This window comes from Streptomyces sp. NPDC091282 (assembly GCF_044757385.1).
GTDB classification, from domain to species: Bacteria; Actinomycetota; Actinomycetes; order Streptomycetales; family Streptomycetaceae; genus Streptomyces; species Streptomyces gramineus.
This window is the reverse complement of the sequence record NZ_JBIVUX010000002.1, coordinates 1,093,488-1,113,238: the sequence shown is the minus strand read 5'-3', so window position 1 is coordinate 1,113,238 and position 19,751 is coordinate 1,093,488. Positions and strand designations below refer to the sequence as shown.

At 74.6% G+C, this 19,751-nt stretch carries 16 protein-coding genes; 11 read left to right on the top strand and 5 right to left on the bottom strand.

Features of this window, described 5'->3' with window-relative positions:
- Positions 1-6: 6 nt before the first annotated feature.
- Positions 7-639: a VOC family protein gene (locus ACIQOE_RS12055; RefSeq protein WP_401411202.1), complete on the bottom strand. Its 633-nt coding sequence runs from the start codon at positions 637-639 to the stop codon at positions 7-9.
- A 94-nt stretch (positions 640-733) separates the two neighbouring features.
- Between ACIQOE_RS12055 and ACIQOE_RS12050 the strand changes: the two genes are divergently transcribed.
- The 5 genes from ACIQOE_RS12050 (at position 734) to ACIQOE_RS12030 (ending at position 5,019) form a co-directional block, all read left to right on the top strand.
- A complete protein-coding gene (locus ACIQOE_RS12050; protein ID WP_365564832.1) occupies positions 734-1,273 on the top strand; it encodes a membrane lipoprotein in 540 nt (179 codons plus the stop codon).
- A gap of 31 nt (positions 1,274-1,304) precedes the next feature.
- The gene (locus tag ACIQOE_RS12045) at positions 1,305-1,955 is read left to right on the top strand and encodes a ThuA domain-containing protein (RefSeq protein ID WP_401411200.1); all 651 of its coding nucleotides are present in this window, start codon (positions 1,305-1,307) and stop codon (positions 1,953-1,955) included.
- 159 nt (positions 1,956-2,114) lie between these two features.
- A complete protein-coding gene (locus ACIQOE_RS12040) occupies positions 2,115-2,987 on the top strand; it encodes an isocitrate lyase/PEP mutase family protein (RefSeq protein WP_351328628.1) in 873 nt (290 codons plus the stop codon).
- The gene (locus ACIQOE_RS12035; RefSeq protein WP_351328626.1) at positions 2,984-3,226 is read left to right on the top strand and encodes a hypothetical protein; all 243 of its coding nucleotides are present in this window, start codon (positions 2,984-2,986) and stop codon (positions 3,224-3,226) included. Before ACIQOE_RS12040 ends, ACIQOE_RS12035 begins: the two co-directional genes overlap by 4 nt.
- A gap of 245 nt (positions 3,227-3,471) precedes the next feature.
- Entirely contained in the window at positions 3,472-5,019 is a 1,548-nt protein-coding gene (locus ACIQOE_RS12030; protein WP_401411197.1) for a carboxylesterase/lipase family protein, read from the top strand.
- Between the two features lie 258 nt (positions 5,020-5,277).
- Here the strand turns inward: ACIQOE_RS12030 and mmuM are convergent, their stop codons facing one another.
- Positions 5,278-6,195 (bottom strand): homocysteine S-methyltransferase, encoded by a 918-nt coding sequence (mmuM, locus tag ACIQOE_RS12025; protein ID WP_401411195.1) that lies wholly within the window; start codon positions 6,193-6,195, stop codon positions 5,278-5,280.
- 60 nt (positions 6,196-6,255) lie between these two features.
- Complete coding sequence (locus ACIQOE_RS12020) at positions 6,256-8,772, bottom strand: SpoIIE family protein phosphatase (protein ID WP_401411193.1); 2,517 nt, start codon at positions 8,770-8,772, stop codon at positions 6,256-6,258.
- A gap of 465 nt (positions 8,773-9,237) precedes the next feature.
- On the opposite strand from ACIQOE_RS12020, the gene ACIQOE_RS12015 reads away from it, so the two are divergent.
- From ACIQOE_RS12015 to ACIQOE_RS12005, 3 genes are all read left to right on the top strand, one after another.
- A complete protein-coding gene (locus ACIQOE_RS12015) occupies positions 9,238-10,935 on the top strand; it encodes a DUF2264 domain-containing protein (RefSeq protein WP_401411191.1) in 1,698 nt (565 codons plus the stop codon).
- Positions 10,936-11,086: 151 nt separating this feature from the next.
- On the top strand, positions 11,087-11,677 hold the full coding sequence (locus ACIQOE_RS12010; RefSeq protein WP_401411189.1) for a TetR/AcrR family transcriptional regulator: 591 nt from the start codon (positions 11,087-11,089) through the stop codon (positions 11,675-11,677).
- Positions 11,670-12,350, top strand: a complete 681-nt coding sequence (locus ACIQOE_RS12005) for an alpha/beta fold hydrolase (protein WP_351328613.1) — start codon at positions 11,670-11,672, stop codon at positions 12,348-12,350. The genes ACIQOE_RS12010 and ACIQOE_RS12005 overlap by 8 nt, the downstream gene beginning before the upstream one ends.
- Before the next feature lie 16 nt (positions 12,351-12,366).
- Here the strand turns inward: ACIQOE_RS12005 and ACIQOE_RS12000 are convergent, their stop codons facing one another.
- Both ACIQOE_RS12000 and ACIQOE_RS11995 read right to left on the bottom strand, forming a co-directional pair.
- Positions 12,367-13,602 carry an ROK family transcriptional regulator gene (locus tag ACIQOE_RS12000; RefSeq protein WP_401411187.1) on the bottom strand — a complete coding sequence of 412 codons (1,236 nt, stop codon included), beginning with the start codon at positions 13,600-13,602 and terminating at the stop codon, positions 12,367-12,369.
- Positions 13,603-13,685: 83 nt separating this feature from the next.
- Positions 13,686-14,939, bottom strand: a complete 1,254-nt coding sequence (locus tag ACIQOE_RS11995) for an FAD-binding protein (RefSeq protein ID WP_365564807.1) — start codon at positions 14,937-14,939, stop codon at positions 13,686-13,688.
- A gap of 135 nt (positions 14,940-15,074) precedes the next feature.
- Between ACIQOE_RS11995 and ACIQOE_RS11990 the strand changes: the two genes are divergently transcribed.
- The 3 genes from ACIQOE_RS11990 (at position 15,075) to ACIQOE_RS11980 (ending at position 19,632) form a co-directional block, all read left to right on the top strand.
- On the top strand, positions 15,075-16,082 hold the full coding sequence (locus tag ACIQOE_RS11990) for a hydroxyacid dehydrogenase (protein WP_401411184.1): 1,008 nt from the start codon (positions 15,075-15,077) through the stop codon (positions 16,080-16,082).
- Between the two features lie 300 nt (positions 16,083-16,382).
- Complete coding sequence (locus tag ACIQOE_RS11985) at positions 16,383-17,702, top strand: radical SAM protein (protein WP_351328604.1); 1,320 nt, start codon at positions 16,383-16,385, stop codon at positions 17,700-17,702.
- Between the two features lie 418 nt (positions 17,703-18,120).
- Positions 18,121-19,632 carry a cellulose binding domain-containing protein gene (locus tag ACIQOE_RS11980; RefSeq protein ID WP_401411181.1) on the top strand — a complete coding sequence of 504 codons (1,512 nt, stop codon included), beginning with the start codon at positions 18,121-18,123 and terminating at the stop codon, positions 19,630-19,632.
- The last annotated feature ends 119 nt before the right edge of the window (positions 19,633-19,751 follow it).

Here is a 19,751-nt window from a genome sequence, read left to right as displayed (position 1 = left end):
GGACACTCAGCGGAAGGTCACCGCACCTCGCGGGGTGTCGACGGTGAAGCAGAGACCCACCGGCCCCTCGGCCAGGTCCAGGTCGGTGCCGAGGGCCCTCAGCAGCGGGCGGACCGCGGCGGGGTCGGGGACGGTCGCGGACACCGCGAGCAGCGGGGTGACCGGCAGTCCGGAGGCCGCGGGGTGGAGAGAGGAACCCCAGTCGATCAGGAACGGCACCAGGCCCGAGGGATGCGCGGTGGCGCTGTCGGTCAGCCGCCACGACAGGAGGGTGCCGTCGGGGCGCCTGCGGCTCATCGGGTGCGGGGTGCCGGGGTCGTAGCCCAGGGCCCGCGCGTCCGCGACCGCCTCGTCCAGGTCCGGCGGGCTGATCGCCCAGGTCACCGTGCGGGCGGCGGTGAGACCGTCGACGCCGAACGGGCGGGCGCCGGGTGGCACGGACCGGTCCGGGTCCGGCCCGATGATCTCCAGATAGCCGGAACTGCCCAGGGACACCAGGTGGTTGCGGGTGCCGAGGTCCGGGTGGGCGCCGCCGGGCGCAGGCGTCACGCCGGTCCGCCGGGCGAAGTCGGCGACGGTGGCGGCGAGATCGGGCGTCGCCAGCACCAGATGGTCGAGGAGGGGCGGAACGGAATCCACCGTGCGAGGCTAGGCACGGCCGCCGAAGCGGGCAAGCGGGCGGGTGGCCGGAAAACCCCATGTCCGGGGAACACCCGTGCGGCACGATGGGCGCATGATCCGTGCCGTGCGCGTCCTGCCGCCCCTGCTTCTCGCCGCCGCCCTGCTCACCGGCTGCGGTACCGAGAAGGCGGACCCCGGCGCCGCCAAGCCCGCCGACCCGGCCGAACTCGCCTCGAAGGCGAAGGCGTTGGGCATGAACCCGGACCTGGTCTACGTCACCGAGGCGCCCGGCTTCACGCTCGCCCAGCAGTCCGTGGGCCTGCAGGGCGACGACGGTTTCTCCGCCTCGTACGCGGACGACACCGGCGCTGTCATCCACCTCTACACCGACCACCTGCGCTACGCCGGGCAGCACCCGTACGAGGCGAAGGAGAAGGACTGCGTGGTGTGGCTCGAAGGCGAGGGCGGGGTCTCGGGCGCCGTGCTGGCCAAGGCCGTCCGCGCGATCCACCGGCCCACCGCCGGCGAGCTGGACACCCTGCTGCCCACGCCCGACCCGGCCTTCACCGACGACCAGCCGGTGCAGCGCGGCGACCTGTCGCCCGCCGGCGACGGCGTCCCCGACAACAGCGTGCCGACGCCCGGTCTTTGAACCGCCGGCCGCCATCGGCGACCATGCGGCCATGGCTCCTCGACTGCTCCTGCACACCCGTACCACCGGCTACCGCCACGACTCCATCCCCGACGCCGTCGCCGCGGTACGGGAGTTCGCCGACTTCGACGTCGACGCCACCGAGGACCCGGCCGCGCTGGAACAGCCGCTGGACCGGTACGCGGCCGTCGTCTTCCTCTCCACCAGCGGCGAGATCCTGACCCCGCGGGGCCGCGCCCGGCTGGCCGCCCACGTCGAGGCCGGCGGCGGTTTCGCGGGCGTGCACGCGGCGGCCTGCACCGAGGACGACTGGCCGTACTACGGCGAACTCCTCGGCGCCCGCTTCGAGCGCCACCCGGCGTACCAGCCGGGCCGGGTGCTCGTCGAGGACCCCGGCCATCCCTCGACCCGGCGGCTGCCGTCCGTGTGGGACTTCACCGACGAGTGGTACGACTTCCGGGACAGTCCGCGCGGCCGGGTGCGGGTGCTGCTGCGCGCCGACGAGTCGTCGTACGAGGGCGGGGGCATGGGGGAGGACCACCCGCTGGCCTGGTGCCGTGAGCAGGGGGCCGGACGGGTGTTCTTCACGGCACTCGGTCACGCCCCCGAGGCCTACCGGGATCCCGTCTTCCTGGCCCATCTGCACGGGGGTCTGGCCTGGGCCGCTCGGCTCGCCAAGTGACGTTTCTCCGGTGAACCCGATCCGCCGTTGGGGTGAGTAAAGCTCGCGCATGTAGTTGGTCACATGCGTATCTAGAGATGCTTTTGTCTTGGCAAAGGGCTGTCGAGACGCGGAGGTCACCGAACCGCCGCGCCACCCACCCACACGAGGAGCCGGACCTTGACTTACGGGAAGAAGCTGCGCGAGCAGATCGCCGGGCCGGGAACCACCCCGCTGATCGGCGTGTACGACATGTACTCGGCGTCGATCGCGGCCAAGCACTACGACGGGATGTTCGTGTCCGGCTTCGGCTTCGCCGCGTCGTACTACGGCCTGCCGGACATCGGATTCATCGCCTGGCCCGACATGGTGGCCTTCGTCCAGCGGCTGCGGGGCGCGTTCCCGCACCACCACCTCCTCGTCGACATCGACGACGGCTACGTCGACCCCGAGGTCGCCTGCCACGTGGTGGAGGGGCTGGAACGGATCGGTGCCTCCGGAGTGATCCTGGAGGACCAGAAGCGGCCGCGCCGCTGCGGCCACGCCGACGGCAAGCAGGTGCTGCCCCTGGAGGAGTACCTGGACAAGCTGGAGAAGGTCCTGGAGACCCGCAAGGACCTGCTCGTCGTGGCCCGTACGGACGCCACCGACGAGCACGACATCCTGCACCGCGCGGAGCGGCTGGCCGCCACCGCCGCCGACGTGATCCTCGTCGACGGAGTCCGCAGCGAGGAGTGGATCCGCCGGATCCGCACGGTGGTCGGCGACAAGCCGCTGCTCTTCAACCAGATCGGCGGCGGCAAGTCGCCCCGGCTCTCGCTCTCCGAACTGGACGAACTCGGGGTCGACGTCGCCATCTACTCCACCCCCTGCCTGTTCGCCGCGCACGAGGCCATGGAGAGCGCGCTCGGCGAACTCAAGGCCGCGGACGGCCGGCTGCCCGAGGTGGACGCGGCCGGCGGCGTCGGGGTCCGGGCCTCCACCTCCCTGCTGGAACGCAACATCGCGCGGGAACGGCTCGACGGGCCCGTGCCGGAGGGTGTGGGCGTGTGACGCGGTTGCCGAAGGCGATGGCGGTCGCGGCGGCGCTGCTCGGCGCGGCCGTGGCCCCCGCGTACGCGTCCGACAGCCTGATCACGGTGATCGACAACTCGCACGCCGACTCCATCCTGGAGGTGGACCGGACGGCGAACCTCCAGGCCGGGAAGGGCACCGCGGGCAGCGACCACGACGGGAGCGCCGTCGACGCCATCCAGGCGATGCGCGGTGAGCCGGTCCGGGCCGACGACTGAGGATCCGTGGGCGAGCGGGCGGCCGGACACCTGTCCGGCCGCCCGCCGCGTCCGGCGGGACCCGGTCCCCGGCCGGGGCGCCGAAGCGCGGGTGGGTTCAGCCGGGAGCGGGCGGGCAGCCTGGGGGTACGCCGAGTAGCCGCGTGTGACCGGCCCGCCGCCGTGTGCGGCGGAATACTGGAACCGGATGCGGTGCCGTGGTGCCACCGACGGACCGGCGCGTGGCGGGAGGAGCGGGTGGGCGGATGACGGCGGACCGGACGGACCCTGTGGCCGGCACCCCGTACGGGGCGGTCCGCGGCAGGTGGGAAGACGGGGTCGCGGTGTTCCGCGGCATCCCCTACGCCGCGCCGCCCTTCGGCCCGCACCGGTTCCGTCCGCCCGTGCCGCCCGAACCCTGGGAGGGCGTCAGGGACGCCGGCGCCTTCGGGCCCACCGCGCCGAAACCGCCGTACTCCGAGGCGTTCGCGGAGTACCTGTCCGACCCGGTGATCCCCGGCGACGACTGCCTCAACCTCAACGTGTGGACCCCGGAGCCGGGCCCCGGCGCCCGGCTCCCCGTCCTGGTCTGGCTGCACGGCGGCGCCCTGACCAGAGGATCGTCCGCCGTGCCCGTGTACGACGGGCACGCCTTCGCCCGCGACGGCGTGGTCTTCGTCTCCGTCAACTACCGCCTGGGCGTGGAAGGGTACGGCCTGTTCCCCGACACCCCGCACAACCCCGGCCTGCGCGACCAGCTCGCCGCGCTGCGCTGGGTGCACGAGACCGTCGCCGGGTTCGGCGGCGACCCGGACCGCGTCACCCTGTGCGGCCAGTCCGCCGGGGCCATCAGCGCCGGTGCCCTGCTCGCCGCGCCCCAGGCCCATGGGCTGATCCGCCGGGCCGTGCTGCAGAGCGGCCCGCCGGAGGCCGCGGAGCGCGACAAGGTCCGCCGGATGGTCCGCCGGATGGCCAACCGCCTGCGGATCCCCGCCACCGCCCAGGCCTTCGCCGAGGCCGACCGGGAACTGCTGCTGCGCACCCAGGCCGAGGTCGGCCGGCTGAGCAGCCCGGTCCTGGGCGGCCCCGCCTTCGGGATCGTCGTCGACGGCGACCTCGTCCCGCGCGACCCGCTCCAGGCCCTCCTCGACGGCGAGGCGGCCACCGGCGTCGACCTCCTCATGGGCTGGACCCGCGACGAGTACCTGCTCTGGCTGGTCCCCGGCGGCCTGCTCGACCACGTCGACCGGCTCGGCCCGGTCGCCCTCGCCGGCGCCAGGGCCCGCTGCCACGCCGGTCACGAGGTGCCCCGCGGCTACCGCGCCCTGCACCCCGAGGCCGGCACCGCCGAGACCGTCGGCCAGATGGTCACCGACCACCTGCTGCGCCGTCCGCTGCACCGGCTGGCCGAGTCCCGGCCGGGCTCGTCGTACCTCTACGAGTTCGCCTGGCCCTCCCGGAGGCCCCGGCTCGGCGCCTGCCACGCCCTGGAAGTGGGCTTCGTCTTCGACACCGGGGACGGGCCCGACGCGGCCCGGCTGGCCGGCGAGGGCGCCCCGCAGGCGCTTGCCGACGAGATGCACGGCGCCTGGGTCCGCTTCGCCGCCACCGGCGATCCCGGCTGGCGGTCCTGGGACGACAGCCACCCGGTCCGCGTCCTCGGCGACGGCCCACCCCGCACGGTGTCCGGCCCCCGGGACCGTGAGTTCGCCCTGTGGACACGCCACCCAGCGCCGCAGCCGGAACCGCCCGCCGAACCGGCCACGGCCGTACGCCGACTGCGCCGCTCGGTGGCCGCCGTACGCCGCCACTGATCCCCGCCCGCACCTCGGCCCCCGCCACCTCGGGCCCGACCGGGCAGCAGCTCCCGGGCGTCCGGGCTTCGCGGTGGTCAGGTGTGTCGCACGCCGTCCGCGCGATCCGGGCGATCGCCTCGGGCCCGACCGGGCGGCAGCAGTCCTGGGCAGTCGGACAGTCGGACAGTCGGTCAGCCCGGCCCGCGCCGCCGTGCGATCCGGCTCCGCCGTGAACGCCGGCCGCCCCGGTGGCCGTTCGCGGCGCTCAGGTGTGTCTCACACCGTTCGGGCGATCCGGGTGATCGCCTCCTGGCCGACCCGGCAGCAGCCCCCGATCAGCCGGGCCCCGGCCGCCTGCCACCGGGCGACCTGTTCCGCCGTGAACGTCGGCCGTCCCGTCCAGGAACGGGCCCGCGCGTCCCACACCTCACCGCTGTTCGGATAGACGACCACCGGCTTCCCGGTCACCCGCGCCGCGACCTCCACCGCGTGGTCCGCGTCCTCGGGGGCACAGCAGTTCACGCCGACCGCGATCACCTCGTCCACGTCGGCGGCCAGGGCGAACGCCTCCGCCAGCGGCTGCCCCGCCCGGGTCCGCCCGTCCGCCACGCTGTACGACAGCCAGGCCGGCACGCCCAGGCCCCGCACGGCCCGCAGCAGCGCCGCCGCCTCCTCCGCGTCCGGCACGGTCTCCAGCGCCAGCACGTCCGGCCCGGCCGCCGCCAGCACCTCAAGGCGCGGCCGGTGGAAACGTTCCAGCTCCGCGACGCTCAGCCCGTACCGGCCCCGGTACTCCGAGCCGTCCGCGAGCATCGCCCCGTACGGCCCGGCCGACGCGGCCACCCACAGCGGCCGTCCGATCCCCGCCGCGCGGGCCCGCCGGACCGCGTCCCGGCCCAGGTCCACACTGAGCGCGAGCAGCCGGGCGGCCTCCGCCCGGTCGATCCCGCGCTCGGCGAAGCCCTCGAACGTGGCCTGGTAGCTGGCGGTGATCGCGACGTCCGCGCCCGCCTCGAAGTAGGCGAGGTGCGCGTCGGCGATCGCGTCGGGCCGGTCGGCCAGCAGCCGGGCCGACCACAGCGCGTCGCTCAGATCGTGTCCGGCGGCGGCCAGCTGGTTGGACAGGCCGCCGTCGAGCACGATCGTCCCGGCGGCGAGGGCACCGGCGAGGCCGGGGGAGTTGTCGCTGGTCATGTCCCCGACGCTAGTCGAAACGGTCGCGCGTGACGGGCCGTGTCCGGGTCCTGGTCCGGATCACCACGGCAGGGCCGGACAGGCGACGGCCGGTTCGGGCGGCCGCTCCGGCAGGCGCCCGGCTCCCGCGGCGTCCGGCGCGGGCCCGCGGGCCGGGGGCGGCGCCAGGTCCTGTTCGGACCAGACGACCTTGCCGCCGGCCTCCGGCCGGGCGTCCCAGCGGCGCGACAGCCGGTCGACGAGGAACAGCCCGCGGCCGTTCTCGTCGGTGGTGCGCGCGGTGTGCGCACGCGGAAGGCAGTCGTTGGAGTCGAACACCTCGCAGGTCAGGACCTGGTGCCGGATCAGCCGCAGCCCGATCGGGCCGCTGCTGTGGCGGACGGCGTTGGTGACCAGTTCGCTGACGATCAGTTCCGTGGAGTCCTCCAGGCCGCCCAGGCCCCATTCGGCCAGCCGTCCGGCGGTCAGCCGGCGCGCGCTGCGGACGGCGGTCCGGTCACCCGGCAGCGTCCAGGAGGCGACCTGGGCGGGACCGAGCGAACGGGTGCGGACCAGCAGCAGGGTGACGTCGTCGGACGGTGCCGGTCCTGGGACGGTCTCCATCACGCGGCTGCACAGCTCCTCCAGCGAGAGCCCCGGCTCGGTCAGGGCCGCGCCCAGGCGGTCCATGCCCGCCTCGATGTCGTGGTCGCGGGTCTCGACCAGACCGTCGGTGTACAGGGCCAGCAGGCTTCCCTCGGGCAGCTCGAACTCCACGGCCTCGAAGGGGGTGCCCAGTCCGACGCCGAGCGGGGTCCCGGTGGGCAGGTCGGGGAAGGTGACCCGGCCCCGCGGGTCGACGATCGCGGGCGGCGGGTGCCCGGCCCCGGCCATGGCGCACGTGCGGGTGGCCGGGTCGTAGACCGCGTACAGGCAGGTCGCGCCGGTCACGGCGGTCAGCTGGTCCCGGCGGTCGGCGACCCCGTCGCTCAGCCGTTCCAGGGTGGCGTCGAGACGGGTCAGCAGTTCGTCGGGCGGCAGCTCCATCTCGGCGAGCATGTGCACGGCGGTGCGCAGCCGGCCCATGGCCGCGGTGGCGTTGATGCCGTGGCCGACGACGTCGCCGACGACGAGGGCGACCCGGGCGCCGGACAGCGGGATCACGTCGAACCAGTCGCCTCCCACACCGATGTCCAGGTCGGCGGGGAGGTAGCGCGAGGCCGCGTCGACCGCCGTGCCGCCCCGCAGGCGGTGCGGGAGCAGGTTGCACTGGAGGGCGAGGGCCGTGGCGTGCTCGCGGGCGTACAGACGGGCGTTGTCCAGGGACAGCGCGGCGCGGCTGACGAGCTGCTCGGCGAGGAGCAGGTCGTCCTCCTGGAAGGGCGCCGGGTCCTCGGTGCGCAGGAAGGACGCCACGCCCAGCAGGACGCCGCGCGCGCGGATCGGGACGACCATCAGCGAGTGCATGCCGTGCTCGCGGATCTTCCGTGCCCGTTCCGGGTCCTGGGCGGTCCAGGTGCCCGCGGAGAGGTCCAGCACCGGCTCCAGGTGGGACCTCCCGGTGCGCAGGACGTCGACGAAGGGCGCGACGGGCGGCACCGGGACCGGCTCGCCGAGCCGCCACGGGGACTCCGGGGCTCCGTGCCGGACCGAGGCCAGCCCGGCCCGCCGGAAGACGGGCAGCCGCTCGCCGGTCGGGCCGATGTGGACCGCGGCGCCCTCCCCGGTCGTCACCGAGTGCTCCAGGTCGACGGCGGCGTAGTCGGCGAACAGCGGCACGGCGAGGTCGGCCAGTTCCTGGCTGGTCCGCGTGACGTCGAGCGTGCCGCCCAGGCGCGTTCCGGCCTCGCTGAGGATGGCGAGCCGCTCCTGCGCCCGCCGGCTCTCGGTGACGTCGACGCTGATGGCGCACACCCCGAGCGCCTCGCCGTCGGCACCCTGGAGGCAGAAGAGCGAGGCCGTGAGGATGTGCTCCCGGCGCGGACCGGTCGGCAGCCGCCCGCGGATCTCGTGGACGGTGGGCGTGCCGGTGCGCAGGGTCCGGCGCAGCGCCGCCTCGAACGCCTCGGCCTTGGCGGCGGGCAGCGACTCGGCGGTCCGGCGTCCGAGCCGCTGGTCGCGCGGGATGCCGTCGTGGCTCTCCATCGTGTCGTTCACCCAGGTGCAGCGCAGCTGCGGGTCGCGGACGACGATGCCGATCGGCGCGCGGGTCAGCAGCGACTCCCGCACCGATCCGTTCGTCGTCTCGCGGGAGAGGGTGCGCACGTCGGTCACGGACACCAGCCACCGGACGGTCTCGTCCCGGCCCGACAGCATGGAGATCCGCAGGCTGACGGTGAGCAGCCGGCCGTTCCGGTGGCGTACCGCCGTGGTGCCCGACCAGCCCTTGCGGGCGCGGCAGCGTTCGACGAACGCGGAGATCGTCGGCGCCTTCGCGAAGGACGGCACCACCAGTGCCGCGGACCGGCCCACCACGTCCCCGGCGGGGTAGCCGACGAGCCGCTCGGCGGCCTGCGTCCAGCCGAGGACCGTGCCCTGCTCGTCGACCATCGCGATGGCCGAGTCGGATGTCTCGTGGGTGTGCTGAGTGCTGCGCATCGAGCTCTAGTCCCTAGGCGAAGGGGGCGGAGGCGCACTGGGTGCCTGGTCTCCGGCCCCGGATCGGACGCAGATGCGGACGCCGTTCTGGTGCCGTTTGCGATGTTCGGTCACTAGACAGGCTCGATCTCCCGTATGTGACAGAACGTCCGAGCGGGGACGGTCGAGGGGACGCGCGCCGCCGGGGAGCCGGCCGGGTGCCGGCGGCGAAAAGGGCCCGGGGCGTGCGTCGCCGGTGCAATTCCGGCGGGCTCGCCCGGCAACCTCATCGCGCTTCTGGCCAACGGGCCCGGCGTCAATCATCCTGAGGTGATCCGCTCGGCGTCGCCGCCGCGGACATTCCGCCGGCCGGCCACCGGACGGGCGGACAGAGCCCCTGGGGCGTCCCGACCGGAACCGGGGCGCCCCAGGTCCGTGCGGCGCGCGGTCCGGTACGCGGTCCGGTACGAGCGAGAGAGGGCACCGATGCGACTGCCTCCCGAGGACCGCGGTCCCAGCCCGCGCACCGGATACACCCGCGCCCACTGGGAGGCGGCGGCCGACGCCCTGCTGGCCGCCGTGGAGCCCCACGCCACCCCGGACCGCGCCCTCTACCACCTGCCCGGCGACCGGCAGAGCTGGTCGGGACGGCTCTCCGACGGACTGGAGGGCTACGCCCGCACCCTGCTCCTCGCCGCCTTCCGCGGCGACGAGACGGTGCTCCAGCGGTACGCGGACGGTCTTGCGGCCGGTGTGTCGGGAGTGTGGCCGCGCGTCGAGGACCGGAGCCAGCCGCTGGTCGAGGCCGCCTCCGTCGCCCTCGCCCTGCGGCTGACCCGCCCGCTGCTGTGGGACCGCCTCGACGACGGGGTGCGGCAGCGTGCCGCGGCCTGGCTCACCGACGCGCTCACCGCCGAACCCTGGCCCTCCAACTGGGAGTTGTTCCCGGTGACGGTCGGCGGGTTCCTCGCCGAGGTCGGCCATGAGCCGGAGGCCGCGCACCGGGCGGTCGACCGCGGCCTGGCCCGCATCGAGGAGTGGTACGCCGGAGACGGCTGGTACACCGACGGCGACGGCCGCAAGTACGACTACTACAACGGCTGGGCGTTGCACCTCTACCCGGTGCTGCACGCCTGGCTGGCCGGCGACGAGAAGCTGCTCGACCTGTACGGCGGCCGTCTGGAACGCCATCTCGCCGACTACGCGCGGCTGTTCGGCGGGGACGGTGCGCCGCTGCACCAGGGCCGTTCGCTGACCTACCGTTTCGCGAGCGCGGCTCCGCTCTGGCTGGGCGCGCTCGTCGGACGCACGCCCCTGCCGCCCGGCGAGACCCGGCGGCTGGCCTCCGGCGCGCTGCGGTACTTCCTGGACCGGGGAGCCGTGGACGGACGGGGGCTGCTGACCCTCGGCTGGCACGGCCCCGATCCCGCGGTCCTCCAGGGCTATTCGGGGCCCGCCTCGCCGTACTGGGCGAGCAAGGGCTTCCTCGGGCTGCTCCTTCCCGCGGAGCACGAGGTGTGGACGGCGACGGAGGAACCCGGCCCGGCCGAGCGCGCCGACGCGGTCACGCCGATCGCGCCCGCCAACTGGCTCGTGCAGTCGACGCGTTCGGACGGCGTGGTGCGCCTGCACAACCACGGCAGCGAGGACGTGCGCTGGGACCCGTACTACACCCGGCTCGGCTACTCGACCGTGACCCGGCCCGCCGCGTCGTACGACAACAGCGTGTTCCTGGACGGCGATCCGAGCCGTACGGACATCGTGCCGCTGGGCGTCGGACCGGGCTGGGCCGCCTCCCGGCACACCGCCGCCTCGGGCGCCCGCGTGACGAGTGCGGTGCTGGTGCGCGGTGCCGTGGAGGTGCGGGCCTTCCGGGTGGAAGGGGCGGCGCCGGGGACGCCGGTGCGGGTGACCGGCTGGGCCGCGGAGGACGGGCTCCGGGCCGAACTGCTGCCCGCCGTCGGCCTCGACGAGGCGCTGAGCGGGGTCACGGCGGAGCGGGCGGCCCTGTTCGTCGCGGTGAGCCGGCTCACCGGGACGGCGGACGCCGAACCGCTCGCGGAGGCGGTGACCGTGACCGCGCACGGGGACCGGGACCTCACGGTCGTGTGGAGCGGCGGCCCCGGACTGCGGGTGCGCTGGCGGGAGTCCGCGGTGGAAGTGGAGCCCGCCGCGCGGGCATGAGCCGCGACCGGCGGGGACGCGGACGGGCGGGGAGGGGAACCCGGCGCCCGCACCGGCGGAATCCGTGCGCCCGCGCCGCCGCCGGAAATCGCCTGGCACCCCAAAACTAGGGCCCCTAGGATGAAAGCTAGGATTCCTAGGGAGGTGGCACATGGTCCGTGCCGGGATCACGGTCGACCGGCTGGTCGCGGCGGCGGCGGAACTCGCCGACGAGGCCGGGTTCGAGCAGGTCACGCTGTCCGCGCTGGCCCGCGGGTTCGGCGTCAAGGACGCGAGCCTGTACGCGCACGTCAAGAGCCTCCAGGACCTGCGGCACCGGGTCGCCCGGCTCGCGGGCGGCGAGATGATCGACCTGATCGGCGCGGCCGTCGCCGGACGCTCGGGCAAGGACGCCCTCGCCGCCTACGCCGGCGCCTACCGCGCCTACGCCCTCGCCCACCCCGGCCGGTACGCGGCCACCCAGATCCGCGTCGACCCCGCCCTGGCCGACCCGGCCGACCCGGCGATGCGCCGCACCGTCGAGATCACCTACGGCATGCTGCGCGGCTACGGCCTGGTCGAACCCGACGCCACCGACGCCGTCCGCCTGCTGCGCGCCACCTTCCACGGCTACTGCGCCCTGGAGGCGGGCGGCGGCTTCAACGCCCCGCGGGACGTCCGCGCGTCCTGGGACCGGGCGATCGACGCCCTGCACATCGCCCTTGAACACTGGCCGCACGAGGAGACCGCCCGCCATGCATGAACCCCACTACGACGTCACCGGCAGCGGACCCGCGCTGCTCCTCCTCCCCGGCGGCGCCGGCCACCCCATGGGCCTGGACCCGCTGACCGGCCACCTGGCACCGCACTTCACCGTCGTGACGTACGACCCGCTGGGCCTCGCCCACGGACACCTCGGCGAACCGGTCGCCGACCAGCGGGTGGCGGACTGGAGCGAGGGCGCCCGGCGGGCGCTGGCGAAGGCGGCGGGCGAGGACGAACCGGCGTACGTCCTCGGGACCAGCTCCGGCGCCGTCGCCGCCCTCGACCTGCTGGCCCGCCACCCCGCACGGTGCGCGGGCGTGATCGCCCACGAGCCGCCGTGCGTCACGCTGCTGCCCGACGGCGCGGCCGAGCGGGCCGGACTGATCGAGCAGGCGGAGCGCGGCCGCCCGGCCGACGGCGGAGCGACGCCGTTCGGCGTCTTCCTCGACCACGTCCTGCGCCCGTTCACCGCCTACCGGCCGGACACCGGCCTGCCCCGCCTCACGGTGGCCGCCGGAACCGACTCCCGCGGCCGGCTCCTGCATGCCACCGCGGAGGCCGTCGCCCGGCACACCGGCGGCGCCTTCGCCGAGTTCCCCGGCGGACACCTGGGCACCCTGGAGCATCCGGCGGCCTTCGCGGACCGGGTCAGGGAGATCCTGCTCGGCTGACGGCCCGGCCGCCCGGTCACCGTGAGCCCGACGCGGTGCGGCCCGTGCGCACCCCGTTGCGCTGTCCCACCGACCGCAGCGTGCCCTCCAGCGCGAAGGTGGCCGCGCCCAGGCAGACCGGGTCGCTGGGGATGGGGGAGAGGACGATCTCGGTGGTGGCGAACGGCCGTGCGAGCGCGTGGAGCCGGACGGCCTCGCGGACCTCCTCCAGCAGCGGCCCGCCGAGCCTGCGGGCCACCCAGCTGCTGAGCACGACCAGTTCGGGGTTGAGCAGGTTGACCAGGTTGGCGACCCCGGCGCCGATGTACCGGGCCGTGTCCCGTACCACCCGGACCGCGACCGGGTCGCCGTCCGCCACGCCCCGGGCCAGCGCCTCGATCGTCGCGGTCTGGTCGTCGGGACGCAGCAGCGGGCTGTCCGGGCAGACCTCGCGCAGGTTCAGCATGATGCCGGGCGCGCCGACGTAGGTCTCCACGCAGCCGCGGTTGCCGCAGTGGCACGGCCGCCCGTCCAGGACGAGCGTGGTGTGCCCCCACTCGCCCGCGCTGTTGCTGACGCCCCGGTGCAGTCCGCCGCCGAGCGCGAGCCCGGCGCCCACCCCGGTGCCCAGGTTCACCACCACCGCGTCCCCGCGCCCGCGCGCCGCCCCGAACCACTGCTCGGCCACCGCGCAGGCGCGCAGCGGGTTGTCCAGGTGCAGGGGATGGGTGATGTGTTCGGACAGCAGGTCGAGCAACGGCACGTCGTGCCAGTCCCAGTTGGGCGCGTACTCGGCGATCCCGGTGTCCCGGTCCACCTGCCCGGGCACGCTCACCCCGACGCCCAGCACCCGCCCGCCCGCCGCGCCGGCCCGGGCGGCCACCGAGTCGACGGCCGCGGCCACATGGCCCACCACCTGCTCCGGCCGGTGCTCGCCGGGGCGCAGGTCCTCCTCGGCGCGGGCCAGCACGTTCAGCGCGAGGTCGAACAGCTCGACGTGGACGTACGTCTCCGCGATGTCGACGCCGACCAGCGTGCCGCCCGAGGCGTGGACCGCGACGAGTCCGCGGGGCCGGCCGCCCGCCGAGTCCTCGAAGCCGACCTCGGTGATCATCCGCAGTTCCAGCAGCTCGCCGACGAGGGTGGCGACCGTCGCCAGACTCAGTCCGGTGACGGACGCCAGTTCCTGCCGGGAGGTGGGAGACTCGGCGATGATGTGCCGCAGCACCTCGTAGCGGTTCGCGGTGCGGATGTCACGTGATGTGTGCTTCACACGGCGCAAGGCTATGGGCAGCCGCGGGCTGTGGACAAGGTATTAGGAAAAGGGCTTTATTAAGCCCGTGACGTCGTATTCCGTCACAGCGCCAGCGCGTCGCGCACGAAGTCGTTGGCGAACTTCCCGCCGGGGTCCAGGGTCCGGGCCAGCGCCCGGAAGTCGGCCAGCCGCGGGTACCGCTCGGAGAGCACCTCGCCGGGCACGCTGTGCACCTTGCCCCAGTGCGGACGCGGCGCGAACGGCGCCAGCACCTCCTCCAGCAGGCCCACCGCCGGCAGCACGGCCGCCAGGTCGTCGACCCAGGTGAAGTGCAGCGCGACGGAGTCCCGGCCGTGGGCCGGGCTGAGCCACTGCGGATCGGCGGCGATGGTCCGTACCTCGCAGGTCAGCAGGGCCGGGGAGATGGACTCGCGGACCGCGTCGACCGCGTGCAGCGCCTCGGTCGCCGCCGTCCTCGGCAGCAGGTACTCCGACTGGAGCTCGTCGCCGCTGCTCGGCGTGAACTCCGCCCGGAAGTGCGGCAGCCGCTCGTGCCAGGGCCCCGGCACCCCGAACTGCTCGGTGCAGTTGCCCGCCGGCATCCCCGGCACCGGGTGCATCGCCCGCGTCGCCGGCGCGGCCCAGCCGAAGTCCACGGCGTCCCGGTCGGTGCGCCGCTTCACCCACACCTGCCGGAAGCCCGGCTCCCGCCAGTCGGTGAACAGGCTCACGCTGTACCCGGCCGCCGACACAGCCGCGAAGTCCAGTCCTTCGAGCGGGAGTTCGACGTAGACCGTCTGCGCGACGCGGTAGGCCGGCTCCAGGTCGAGGGTGAGCGCGGTGACGACGCCGAGCGCGCCCAGCGAGGTCACGGCGCCGTCGAAGCGGGCGTCGCCGCGGGCGACGGTCGTCGTCGAACCGTCGGCGAGGACCAGCTCCACCTCCCGCACCGGTGCCGCGAGCGAGCCGTTGGCCACGCCGGAGCCGTGGGTGCCGGTGGCCACCGAACCGGCCACCGAGATGTGCGGCAGCGAGGCCATGTTGGGCAGCGCCAGGCCGTACGCGTCGACCGTGCGGGCCAGTTCGGCGTACCGCACGCCGCCCGCGACGCGGACCGTGCGGGCCGCCGGGTCCACCTCGATCACCGGCGGCAGCCCGGCGATCGAGACCAGCAGGCCCTGCGGACCCGGATCGGCGACGCGGTTGAAGGAGTGGCCGCTGCCCAGCACCCGTACCCGTGCGGCGTCCGCCACCAGCGACCGGAGCGCGTCGAGCGAGTCCGGGCGGTGGAACTCGCGGGCCGTGTAGGTGATGTTGCGCGCCCAGTTGGTGACCGTCTGCGCCGGATCCGTCATCGCCGTCGTTCCATTCCTGTCGTGCCCCGCGTCTCCTCCGCCGGAGAGCGCGTGTGCGTTGACCCTCTCATTCGCCCCGACCTACGGTGGAGACCGGTCGCTGTCCGCGCGTCACCGAGCCGGAAGGCCCCTTCCTTGCCCGAGCGTCCCCAGGCCGCGTTCGCCATGACAGCCCACAACCTGCCGCACCTCTTCCCGCCGGACCTGCTGGCCCGGCTGCGCGCGTGCGTGGAGATCGATCCCGCCGCGGTGGCCGACGACTTCGCCGATCCCCTGGTCCGCGAGCGGCTCGCCCGCACCGAGATCCTCGTCACCGGCTGGGGCTGCCCGGTCCTGGACACCGCGGCCCTGGACGCGATGCCCGCGCTGCGCGCGGTGCTGCACGCGGCCGGCTCGGTCAAGGGCTTCACCACGCCCGAGGTCTGGAAGCGCGGCATCCAGGTCTCCTCGGCGGCCGCCGCCAACGCGCTGCCCGTCGCCGAGTACACCCTCGCGATGATCCTGCTGGCCGGCAAGGACGTCTTCGCCGCCCGCGACCGGCTGCGCGCCCGGCGCGCCCACCCCCAGGACGGCATCGTCCCCGGCGTCGGCAACTTCCGCCGCCGCGTCGGCGTCGTCGGCGCCTCCCGGATCGGCCGCCGCCTCATCGAACTCCTGCGCCCGCACGACCTGGTGGTGAGCCTCGCAGACCCGTACGTGGACACGGCGGAGGCCGCCCGGCTCGGCGTGCCGCTGCTTCCGCTGGACGAGCTGCTGCGCACCTCGGACATCGTCACCGTGCACGCCCCGCAGACCCCGCGGACCCACCGTCTGCTCGGCGCCCGCGAGCTGGCCCTGATGCCGGACGGAGCGGTGCTGATCAACACCGCGCGCGGCTCGCTCCTGGACCACGACGCCCTCGTCGAGGAGCTGCGCGCCGCCCGCCTGACCGCGATCCTCGACGTCACCGACCCCGAGCCGCTGCCGGCCGGCTCCCCGCTGTTCGACCTCCCCAACGCCTTCCTCACCCCGCACCTGGCCGGCTCGCAGGGCAACGAGCTGGCCCGGCTCGGGCTCACCGTGGTGACCGAGGCCGAGCGGCTGGCGGCCGGCGAGGGCCTGCGGCACGCCGTCGACCCCGCGGTGCTCGAACGGCTCGCTTGACGGCCCCCCCCGCCTCCCGCCCCCCGCCTCCCGCGCCCCCCCCGCCTCCCGCGGCCGCGCCCGCGGTCCGGTGCCGTCCCGGCCGTCCCGGACGCCGGTCCCGGACCCCCGTACCGGTGCTCCGGACGCCTCTCCCGTGGTCCGGGAGGCGCCTCGGCGGCACCTCGCGGCGGCCGAAGGGGCGGTTAAACCATGCCGAAACCGGGCGAATCGCACGGCGTGAGGGGACCCGGCACCGCCGGCGAACGAGCGGGGGCATACCGTGAGGAGTCGAACGCCTGAGTCGGAAGGAGACACGGGATGGGCAGCCGTACCGCGCTGGTCGAAGACCTGATGGAGAGGTTCCCGCACGTACCGAGGGAAGCCGTCTTCAAGGAGGACCTGCTCCGGGGCGGTGTCGCCTTCGACCCGTCGGCCCTGAGCGACAACGAGAACGGCGAGGTGAAGCCGAAGTCGTACTTCATCTTCTCCTTCGACCACGGCACCCTGCCCGAGCTGGGCGAGGCCGCGCTGCGCCGGCCCCCGGAGGAGATCATCCTCACGGGCGGCCCCTACGACCTGCGCCGGACCGTCGTGTCCGTGCGGGTGAACCCCGCCTCGCCGTACCGGGTGGCCGCCGACGAGGACGGGCTGCTCGGGCTCTACCTCGACGGCAAGCGGATCGCCGACGTCGGCGTGCCGCCGATGCCGGAGTACTACCGGCACAAGCTGGCCAACGGGAAGTCCGTGATGGAGGTCGCCCCGACCATCCAGTGGGGCTACCTGATCTACCTCACCGTCTTCCGGGTCTGCCAGTACTTCGGCGCCAAGGAGGAGTGCCAGTACTGCGACATCAACCACAACTGGCGCCAGCACAAGGCCGCCGGGCGGCCGTACACCGGCGTCAAGGACGTGGAGGAGGTCCTGGAGGCGCTGGAGATCATCGACCGGTACGACACCGCGAAGACCTCCACCGCCTACACGCTGACCGGCGGAGCGATCACCAAGACCGTCTCCGGCCGCGACGAGGCCGACTTCTACGGGCACTACGCCAAGGCCATCGAGGAGCGGTTCCCCGGCCGCTGGATCGGCAAGGTGGTGGCGCAGGCCCTGCCGCGCGACGACGTGCAGCGCTTCAAGGACTACGGCGTCCAGATCTACCACCCCAACTACGAGGTGTGGGACGAGTACCTGTTCAAGATGTACTGCCCGGGCAAGGAGCGGTACGTCGGCCGGGACGAGTGGCACAAGCGGATCCTGGACTCGGCCGAGATCTTCGGCGCCCGCAACGTGATCCCCAACTTCGTCGCGGGCGTGGAGATGGCCGAGCCGTTCGGCTTCAAGACCGTCGACGAGGCGATCGCGTCCACCACCGAGGGCCTGCGCTTCTTCATGTCGCAGGGCATCACGCCCCGCTTCACCACCTGGTGCCCGGAGCCGACGACCCCGCTCGGCAAGGCCAACCCGCACGGCGCCCCGCTGGAGTACCACATCCGTCTGCTCCAGGCCTACCGGCAGACGATGGAGGACTTCGGCCTGTCCTCGCCCCCCGGCTACGGCCCACCCGGCCCCGGCAACGCCGTCTTCTCCGTCAGCTCCTTCATGGACAGCCTGCCCGCGGAGGAGCCGACCAAGGTGTGACCCCCGGAGATCGGGACAGGAGGGCGCCGGCGCACCGCCGGCGCCCTCCTGCGCGTTCCGGCGGCGTGTTCCGACGGCGCGTTCCGGCGGATTCCCGGCCGTCCCGCGGCGGCCGCGTCCCCCTCCCGGCCCTTGAAATGCGGGGGATCGAGGAGGACGGTGAGTCGGAACGCGGTCGCGGTGCGTACAACAGGCCGGAGGGGTGGGCCACGGCGGACGCGGGCTCGGCGGACGTGACGCCGGGGACCGGTGGTGCGGGTGACACGGAGGATCCGTGGCACGACCATCGGTAACCGGTTTTGAATAGGTCGCTTGTCAGTTGTGCAGGAGACGTGAAAAGCTCGGGTCCTGCCGCGAGGTTCCCCCCAACTCCATTGCCGATGTGGTGAGTTGACCTCGCTTTTGATGCAGGAGACCCATGCCCGACCTGCCGATCCCCCAGGACGCCGCCGAGGCCGCGCTGTTCTCCGAGTGCTGGGACGCGGTCCTCTCCTACGCCGACCTGTGCACCTCCGGCTCCCTGGCGGCCAACGAGCTGGCCACCGAGGCCTTCGCCCTCGGGATGCGCGAGGCCCGTGACACCGACCCCGCCGCCGTGCGCAGCGGCGGACGGCGCTCCGCGCGGCTGCCGATGATCCCGCTGCTGCTCACGGCGGTCCGCAACACGGCCGCCGGCTGGGAGACCGCGGGGGTGGGCCACAAGCTCGACCCGGACCTCAGGCTGTGGCTCAACTCCGAGAAGGCCACCCGGTACACGGGCCTGCCCCTGCAACGGCCCGTCGCGCTGCGCGGCCTGCGGGACATGCAGGAGGCGGACGCCGCACTGCTGTGGCTGGCCGAGGTGGAGGCGCTGCCGCTGCCCTCGGTGGGCCGCCGCCTCGGCCTCGACGCCTCGGTCGCCGCCCAGGAACTGGAGCAGGTGCGCGGTCTGTTCCGGGACCGCTGTCACCGCGCCCACCTCGACACGCCGATGGCCGCCGAGTGCCGCAGCTACGCCCGGCTCCTGGACGCCGTCACCCGGTCCGCGGCGGCCGAGACGCCCGAGGACCTCTCCCGGCACCTCGCCACCTGCGTGCAGTGCGCCGAGGCCGCCGCCTGCCTGCGCCTGCACGGCGGCGGCCTGCCCGCGGCGCTCGCCGGCGGAGTCGTCGGCTGGGGCGGCCTCGCCTACCTGGAGCGCCGCCGCCGCGCGGCCGAGGTACGGCTCGGCGCGGGCCGTCCGGGCACCGGCGACGCCGACGGCGGTGACCCCAAGGAGGGCGCCGGGCGCGGCCGGGTGCTGCGCCACGGGCTGCTCGGCGCGGCGGTGCTGATCTCGCTGGTGGCGCTCGGCGTCTCGATGATGCCGATGGGCGGCGGCTCCGACGACGACGCGGCCGCCGCCTCCCACGACGACCGCCGGCCCGTCGCCGACCCCGCCTCGGTCTCCCCGCCGGTCCACCCGTCGGCCACCCACAAGGCCTCCGCCGTCCCGTCCGCGTCGGCCACCACGAGCCGGCCGGCCGACACGAACCCCGACCCGGAGCCCCAGGGCACCTCCACCGCCCCGGCCGGCACCGGCGACCGCGCCACCGGCCCCGTCTCCGCGTCCCCGTCGCCCACGCACTCGGCGGCGGCCACCTGCCGGGTCACCTACGACCTGGTCAACCAGTGGACCGACGGCTTCCAGGCCACCGTCTCCGTCACCACCACCGAGGCCCTGAGCGACTGGCAGGTCGGGTGGACGTTCCGGGACGGCCAGAAGGTCACCCAGATGTGGGACGCGAACGTCAGCCAGAGCGGCGGCCGGGTCAGCGCGGCCTCCGCCGACTACAACCGGTCGGTGACCCCGAACGGCACCCTCTCCTTCGGGTTCCTCGGCACCTGGAGCGGCCGGAACTCCGCGCCCGCCTCCTTCACGCTGAACGGTGACTCCTGCGCGCAGGGGTGAACGGAGCCGGTGACGGAGACGGGGGGCGGGGGGGCCCCCCCGCCGGGGGGCCCCCCCCCCCCCCCCCCCCCCCCCCCCCCCCCCCCCCCCGCCCGCCGCCCCCCCCCCCCGCGGCGAGT

Coding starts and splice junctions, on each gene's coding strand:
- ACIQOE_RS11980 (WP_401411181.1), top strand. CDS start 18,121: ATGCCCGACCTGCCGATCCCCCAGGACGCCGCCGAGGCCGCGCTGTTC.
- mmuM (WP_401411195.1), bottom strand. CDS start 6,195: ATGACCAGCGACAACTCCCCCGGCCTCGCCGGTGCCCTCGCCGCCGGG.
- ACIQOE_RS12015 (WP_401411191.1), top strand. CDS start 9,238: ATGCGACTGCCTCCCGAGGACCGCGGTCCCAGCCCGCGCACCGGATAC.
- ACIQOE_RS12005 (WP_351328613.1), top strand. CDS start 11,670: ATGCATGAACCCCACTACGACGTCACCGGCAGCGGACCCGCGCTGCTC.
- ACIQOE_RS12010 (WP_401411189.1), top strand. CDS start 11,087: ATGGTCCGTGCCGGGATCACGGTCGACCGGCTGGTCGCGGCGGCGGCG.
- ACIQOE_RS12050 (WP_365564832.1), top strand. CDS start 734: ATGATCCGTGCCGTGCGCGTCCTGCCGCCCCTGCTTCTCGCCGCCGCC.
- ACIQOE_RS12030 (WP_401411197.1), top strand. CDS start 3,472: ATGACGGCGGACCGGACGGACCCTGTGGCCGGCACCCCGTACGGGGCG.
- ACIQOE_RS12020 (WP_401411193.1), bottom strand. CDS start 8,772: ATGCGCAGCACTCAGCACACCCACGAGACATCCGACTCGGCCATCGCG.
- ACIQOE_RS11995 (WP_365564807.1), bottom strand. CDS start 14,939: ATGACGGATCCGGCGCAGACGGTCACCAACTGGGCGCGCAACATCACC.
- ACIQOE_RS12045 (WP_401411200.1), top strand. CDS start 1,305: ATGGCTCCTCGACTGCTCCTGCACACCCGTACCACCGGCTACCGCCAC.
- ACIQOE_RS11985 (WP_351328604.1), top strand. CDS start 16,383: ATGGGCAGCCGTACCGCGCTGGTCGAAGACCTGATGGAGAGGTTCCCG.